At 49.8% G+C, this 6,933-nt stretch carries 4 protein-coding genes and 1 pseudogene; 1 reads left to right on the top strand and 4 read right to left on the bottom strand.

Going from position 1 to position 6,933, the window contains the following annotated elements; genetic code table 11:
* Positions 1-76: 76 nt before the first annotated feature.
* The 4 genes and pseudogenes from folD to rho all read right to left on the bottom strand — a co-directional run bounded on the left by folD (position 77) and on the right by rho (position 6,136).
* A complete protein-coding gene (gene folD, locus ABUA47_RS14640) occupies positions 77-958 on the bottom strand; it encodes a bifunctional methylenetetrahydrofolate dehydrogenase/methenyltetrahydrofolate cyclohydrolase FolD (protein WP_039161847.1) in 882 nt (293 codons plus the stop codon).
* An 11-nt stretch (positions 959-969) separates the two neighbouring features.
* Positions 970-2,285, bottom strand: a pseudogene (gene ffh / locus ABUA47_RS14635) (signal recognition particle protein).
* 193 nt (positions 2,286-2,478) lie between these two features.
* Positions 2,479-3,945, bottom strand: coding sequence for a sulfatase (locus ABUA47_RS14630; protein WP_349831722.1), 1,467 nt, complete (start codon positions 3,943-3,945; stop codon positions 2,479-2,481).
* Between the two features lie 133 nt (positions 3,946-4,078).
* Positions 4,079-6,136: a transcription termination factor Rho gene (rho, locus tag ABUA47_RS14625; RefSeq protein WP_035448870.1), complete on the bottom strand. Its 2,058-nt coding sequence runs from the start codon at positions 6,134-6,136 to the stop codon at positions 4,079-4,081.
* 292 nt (positions 6,137-6,428) lie between these two features.
* On the opposite strand from rho, the gene ABUA47_RS14620 reads away from it, so the two are divergent.
* The coding region (locus tag ABUA47_RS14620; protein WP_410520188.1) for a flavodoxin family protein at positions 6,429-6,933 on the top strand (505 nt) is incomplete at its 3' end.

Here is a 6,933-nt window from a genome sequence, read left to right as displayed (position 1 = left end):
AATCCTTTCCTGGGAGGAAAGGGTTACGCTATACAGTAAGACAGCCATGAAGACGGCGAGCGTTTTCATTACGTTGTTATTGGTAGATTGCTTTCTTGCCGGCGAGCAATGTATTCTTCATAAGGGAAACGATAGTCATCGGACCTACGCCTCCTGGTACGGGGGTAATGAATGAACATTTAGGAGCTACTTCATCGAATTTCACATCACCGGTCAACTTGAACCCGGATTTCTTGGAGGCATCGGGCACACGGGTAGTACCTACATCAATAACGACAGCACCTTCCTTGACCATTTCCGCCTTAACAAAGTTCGGTTGTCCCAACGCAGCAATGATGATGTTCGCTTCCTGGCATTCCTTTACCAGGTCTTTGCTGCGGCTGTGGCATACGGTCACTGTGGCATCGCCGGGATAAGCCTTCTGCATCATCAGGGCAGCCATGGGCTTGCCTACAATGTTGCTGCGTCCCAACACCACGCACTTCTTGCCTGAAGTCTCTATCTGATAGCGCTTCAGCAGTTCGAGGATACCGTTGGGAGTAGCGGATACATAGCAGGGAAGGCCAATGGACATCCGTCCCACATTGATGGGATGAAAGCCGTCCACATCCTTGCGGTAGTCGATGGTTTCAATCACTTTCTGCTCGGAGATATGCTTGGGCAAGGGAAGCTGTACGATGAAACCGTCCACATCCGCATCCTCGTTCAATTCGCGTACCTTGGCAAGCAGCTCCTCTTCGGTAACGTCTGCCTCGTAGCGGATAAGTGAGGACTTGAATCCGCAAACTTCGCATGCCTTTACTTTGGCGGCAACGTAGGTTTCGCTACCTCCATCGTGTCCTACAAGAATAGCGGCCAGATGCGGGCGTTTACCCCCACGAGCCACTATCTCGGCTACTTCTGCTGCAATCTCTTGCTTTACTTGCTCTGAAATTGCTTTTCCATCAATCAGTGTCATAGGCTGTTATCTTATCTTTTAAGTTTCGGCATCATCTTACCCATCTTGCTGCCAGTGACCATCTTCATCATCTTGCGGGTCTGGTCAAACTGTTTCAGCAGGCGGTTTACTTCCTGAATATTCGTACCGCTACCTTTGGCAATGCGCTGGCGGCGTGAACCGTTCAGAATGGCCGGATTGCTGCGTTCTTCCGGAGTCATGGAGTAGATGATGGCTTCAATGCTCTTGAAGGCATTGTCGTCAATGTCTATATCCTTGATGGCTTTGCCTACGCCCGGTATCATGGAGGCAAGTTCCTTCAAGTTACCCATTTTCTTGATTTGTGCAATCTGGCTCAGGAAGTCGTTGAAGTCGAACTGGTTCTTGGCAATCTTCTTTTGCAGGCGTTTGGCTTCTTCCTCGTCATATTGTTCCTGCGCACGTTCCACCAAAGATACGATGTCACCCATACCGAGAATACGGTCGGCCATACGTGAGGGATGGAACTGGCATCCAGCTTTTCACCGGTACCTACAAACTTGATGGGCTTGTTTACCACCGAACGGATAGAAAGGGCGGCACCACCGCGGGTATCACCATCCAGTTTGGTCAATACTACACCATTGAAGTCGAGCCGTTCGTTGAATTCCTTAGCGGTATTCACTGCATCCTGACCGGTCATTGAATCCACTACGAACAGAATCTCGTCCGGATTGATGGCCTTCTTGATGGCGGCAATCTCGTTCATCATCTCCTCATCCACTGCCAGACGACCGGCTGTATCGACAATTACAAGGTCGTAACCTTTGGCTTTGGCTTCTTGGATGGCATTTTGGGCAATGGCTACCGGATTTTTGCTGTCCGGTTCCGAGTACATCGGTACGTCAATCTGTTCAGCCAGTACACGCAACTGCTCGATAGCGGCAGGACGGTACACGTCACAAGCCACCAATAACGGCTTTTTGTTCTTCTTGCTCTTCAGCATGCGGGCCAGCTTTCCGGAGAAAGTTGTTTTACCGGAGCCTTGCAAACCGGACATTAGGATAATGGCAGGCTTGGAGTCGAGGTTTATTTCAGAAGTCTCGCCGCCCATGAGCTGGGTCAGTTCATCGTGTACGATTTTTACCATCAGCTGGCTGGGCTTAACGGCTGTCAGCACGTTTTGTCCCAAGGCTTTTTCCTTAACGGTATCGGTGAAGTTTTTGGCTACCTTATAGTTCACGTCGGCATCCAAAAGTGCCTTACGTACGTCTTTCAGGGTTTCCGCAACATTGATTTCGGTGATTTTGCCCTCACCTTTCAAAATTTTAAACGACCTTTCAAGTCTCTCGCTTAAATTATCGAACATAGTATCTAATTACAATTACTAAATTACAAATTACTCTTATTGAGGCGCAAAAGTACAAAAAATCCCTTTAACTGCCTTCTTTTGAAGCAGAATATTATTGAAGACTTGCAGCGGGATGGGCGAAAAGAATGGAAGTGCCGGTCAAGGCACTGATAATCATCTATATTATTCTGTTTTTTTTAGTTCTTTTTGCTTACTTTCTATTGATAATGTCTCTGGCGCAGGGTCCTTCGTGGTTGGGATATCCCGGTGCGTGGCTGCGCCATCTCTTGTCGGCTTCAACTTTCAGGCTTCGGTAGTCGTCCTGTGTGCGGCGGATGTAGTCGTCCAGCAGTGCCCGGTGCTCGGCCAGAATCTTTGAGTATTTGGGGTCATGGGCAAGGTTTCGTCTTTCTCCTTTATCCTTCAGCATATCATACAGTTCTTCCCCGTTGCCTTCCAGATAGTGTGTGTATTTGTATCTGGGACTGCGTATCATCCGTCCCGGGCTGACGGTCACTTCGTATTCACTGTGCCATTCGGAGGCTGCATAGGGGTGCTGTCTCTTTTGCTTCTCGCCTTTCAGGAAAGGGGCAAGGCTGATGCCGGGCTTGGAGGAAGGCACCGGAATGCCTGCCAGTTCACAGAGAGTGGGCAGCAGGTCGATAGTGGGTTGGGTCAGTAAATCTTCCACCGGTTTTTGACGGGGATGAATACCGGGACCGGCTATGATGAAGGGCACATTTGTCATTTCTTCGTAAAAGCTGACCTGCTTGGTTACCATGCGGTGTGACCCCATTCCGTCTCCGTGGTCTGCCAGTACAATGACAATTGTATTTTTGCCGGCGGGAGTGGAGTAGAGGGCTTCCAGTACACTCTCTATCTGTCTGGCCACTATCCGCGTGTAATGCTGGAAGGCGGCGACGTAGTGCCGGTAATTGTCCTCGTTCCAGTGGGCGGCTTGCATCATCCTCCGGTGGCTGCAGCAGATGTACTGAATGGGCAACGGAAGTTTTTCCCAGTCTTCCACTTCAAGGTTTCCGGGTAGTAGCGGGAGTGGGGTACTGATGGGGCTATCTATGTGCTCCCCTTTATTTTCGCCTACATATCCGCAGATATTGTGCGGGTTTTGGAAATCGGCTATGCAGATGAAAGGTTCTTGCGGCGGATTGCTGAGATAGGCCACGGCATCCTCGCAGGTTCCTACATCCAGAAAGCTGTCATTGTTGACGGGAAATTCGGGGTCGGTGAAGGGCTTGGCAACCGGTTCCTTGTGGCGGAATCCCCTTAGGGAACCCATGTCATGGGTTTTGCCAAAGTGGACGGCCTCATAACCGTTGGCGGTGAAGAGGCTTCCCAGGGTCGGAATGCTGTCGGGCAGCGGAGGATTGATGTGTTCGGCCGAGTTGGAACGTACATTGGTTTGATGCGGCATCAGTCCGCTCCATAAGGCAGCGCGTGACGGTTGGCTGAGGGGGCATCCCACGTATGCGTTGGCAAATGTTACACCTTGGGAGGCAATTCGGTCTATAGGTGGAGTGCAGCTGGGGTCGGCACCGTATGCGCCTACTACCCGCTGGGTCAGATGGTCGCATTGGATAATAAGAAAATTGGGCGATTGCTGTGCCATTACCGGAAAGCTGCACAATGCCATTCCCATAAAAGAGTGAATCGTTTTCATCAGATTTGGATTTTATTTGTTCAAGGTTATTGTATGGTGGCAAATGTATGAAAAAACGGATATAAAAAAAGCTTCCACCTACGTTTATGAACGTAAATGGAAGCTTTTGTACAATATCTGTATGCAGTTGCTGTTAACTGTTCATGCTCATCAGGAATTCGTCGTTGTCTTTGGTCTTCTCCAGACGGTCTTTTACGAAGTCCATGGCTTCTATCGGATTCATGTCGGCAAGGTACTTGCGGAGAATCCACATGCGGTCCAGTGTCTGCTTGTCTTGCAGCAGGTCGTCGCGGCGGGTGCTGGAGGCAACGATGTTGACAGCCGGGAAGATACGCTTGTTGGACAAGTTGCGGTCGAGCTGCAACTCCATATTACCCGTACCCTTGAATTCTTCGAAGATAACCTCGTCCATCTTTGAGCCAGTGTCAATCAAGGCAGTGGCAAGGATGGTCAGTGAACCGCCGCCCTCGATGTTACGTGCTGCACCGAAGAAGCGTTTGGGCTTATGCAATGCGTTGGCATCCACACCACCGGAAAGCACTTTGCCGGAAGCCGGGGATACGGTGTTGTAGGCACGTGCCAGGCGGGTGATGGAGTCGAGGAAGATGACAACATCGTGTCCGCATTCCACCATGCGTTTTGCTTTTTCAAGGACGATGCCGGCAATCTTCACGTGGCGTTCTGCCGGTTCGTCGAAGGTAGAGGCGATTACTTCCGCATTGACGGTACGCGCCATGTCGGTAACTTCCTCCGGGCGTTCGTCGATGAGCAGCATAATCATGTAGACTTCCGGATGATTGGCGGCAATGGCGTTGGCTATGTCTTTCATCAAGATGGTCTTACCGGTTTTGGGCTGTGCCACAATCAAGGCACGCTGACCTTTGCCGATGGGGGCAAACAAGTCTACGACACGGGCCGACATAGAGTCGGAGTATCCGCCTTTGCAAAGCTTGAACTTCTCGTCCGGGAAGAGGGGAGTGAGGTGCTCGAACGGTACGCGGTCGCGTACGAAAGCCGGGTCACGTCCGTTTATTTTGGATACTTTTACCAGCGGGAAGTACTTTTCGCCTTCTTTCGGGGGACGGATTACGCCTTCTACCACATCACCGGTTTTCAGGCCGAACAATTTGATTTGTGATTGTGATACGTAAATATCGTCCGGTGAGGACAAATAGTTGTAATCGGAGGAACGGAGGAAGCCGTAGCCATCCTGCATGATTTCCAGTACACCGGTTCCGGTGAGGATGTCATCGAATTCGTACGTCTTCTCGCGTTCTATTACGGGTTTGCGTTCCGGAGCGGCGGGATAGTTCTCTCCGTTGTTATACGGTTGTGCAGGGCGCTGCTGCACGGGGCGCTGTTGGTTATAGCCACCGTTGCGGTTGTTATTGTTGTTGTTATTGTATGGGTTGTTGTTGTCGCGGGCGCGGAGGCGCGGGCGTTGTGGCTGTTGCGGTTCGGCTGGGGCAGCGGCAGGAGTGGGAGTGGCGGGAGTTTCCGCTTTGGTCGCTTCGAATTTGCCGATAAGTTCGGATGGCAATTCTATTTTTTCCGTAGGGAGGTCTTCAATGGGGATGAAGTCATCTGCCGCTTCGGCCAGGATAGGGCTTTCGTCCGGTACGATATTCTTCACGGCTTTTTTAGCTTCCACTTTTTTAGCTTCCGCTTGGGGTTCCGTTTTCGGAGCTTTAGCCTCGAAGTTCAATTCCGGTTCGGCAACCTTCGGGGTTTCCGTTGCTTGGGGTGCGGCAGTCTCTTCCTTTACCTTGCGGGGGCGTCCCGGTTTGCGTTTGGGTGCGGCGGCTTCTTTGGCTGGCGCCGGCGTTGCAGCTTCTATGGTCGGTTCTTGGGGTGCTTCCACAGTTTTGGGTTGTTCTTTCGCAGCCGGTGCTTCCTCTGTTTTGGCTTTGGTGAGGTCTCCGTTTTTATTGGCTGAGAACACTTTGTCGGCACCTTCCTTTTTTACGGTCTTTACAGTGACGCGCGAGCGTTTTTGCTTTTCCCCTTTACGCTCTTCCTTCAGCTTGTCGGCGGCAACTTTCTTGGTAGCGCCTGCGATAGCTTGTTCGTCAAGTATCTTGTAAACAAGTTCTTCTTTTTTGAGTGAGTCTGTTTTTTTTATACCCAGTTCTTGGGCAATAGTTTGTAGTTCCGACAAATTTTTGTCGTTCAGTTGAATGATGTTATACATACAGTATATATGTGAATGGTTTAAAATTTACTTTTATTGAAAGGCATAAGTGCACAGTTGCAGTTGTTGTAGGAAGCAACTTGGGCAAGTTTACCTTGTGATATATGATTTATATGGGATATTTATTATTGAACCGGAAATCTGATAAACAATTCTCGCCACAGCAAGAAGTCGCAGAATGTTTCAACGGTGCAAAGGTAATAAATATTTTTGGTTTCATAAACAAATCATCTTTTTTTTAAATTTAGAACTTTATCTTTGCTGTATTAACAACAACATGAAGGATTGGTTTATGAATATAGATGAAGTACAGTTGATAACTTTTTCACCTACTTGTACCTCTAAACAAGTGGGAGAGGCAATTGTTCACGGAACGGGAATTTCGTCTGTCTCCAAAGTGGACCTCACTTTGGAGGCGGCGGGTAAAAGGGAGGTGCCTTCCCATGCTTTGGCGGTCATCACGGTGCCCGTATATGGCGGTCATGTGGCTCCTTTGGCATTGGAGCGGATGAAGGAGCTTCATGCTGACGGTGCACCTGCCGTGGTTGTGGTGGTGTACGGCAACCGGGCCTATGAGAAGGCTTTGGTGGAATTGGATGCTTTTGTCACGAAGTTGGGCTTCAAGGTAATTGCAGGTGCTACGTTTGTAGGAGAGCACTCTTATAGCTGTGAGAAATATCCGGTGGCATCCGGACGTCCGGATGCGGACGACTTGGAGTATGCAAAGCTTTTTGGTGAAAAAATACGTGCTAAAATTGCGGCGGCCGAAGATATGGAGAAACTGTATGGGGTGGAAC

The sequence above is a fragment of the Bacteroides sp. RTP31139st1_H2_RTP31139_211217 genome (assembly GCF_040227615.1).
GTDB lineage: Bacteria > Bacteroidota > Bacteroidia > Bacteroidales > Bacteroidaceae > Bacteroides > Bacteroides uniformis.
The sequence above is the reverse complement of the archived record's forward strand: the minus strand, read 5'-3'. Positions and strand labels throughout refer to the sequence as shown.

Coding starts and splice junctions, on each gene's coding strand:
- rho (WP_035448870.1), bottom strand. CDS start 6,136: ATGTATAACATCATTCAACTGAACGACAAAAATTTGTCGGAACTACAA.
- folD (WP_039161847.1), bottom strand. CDS start 958: ATGACACTGATTGATGGAAAAGCAATTTCAGAGCAAGTAAAGCAAGAG.
- ABUA47_RS14630 (WP_349831722.1), bottom strand. CDS start 3,945: ATGAAAACGATTCACTCTTTTATGGGAATGGCATTGTGCAGCTTTCCG.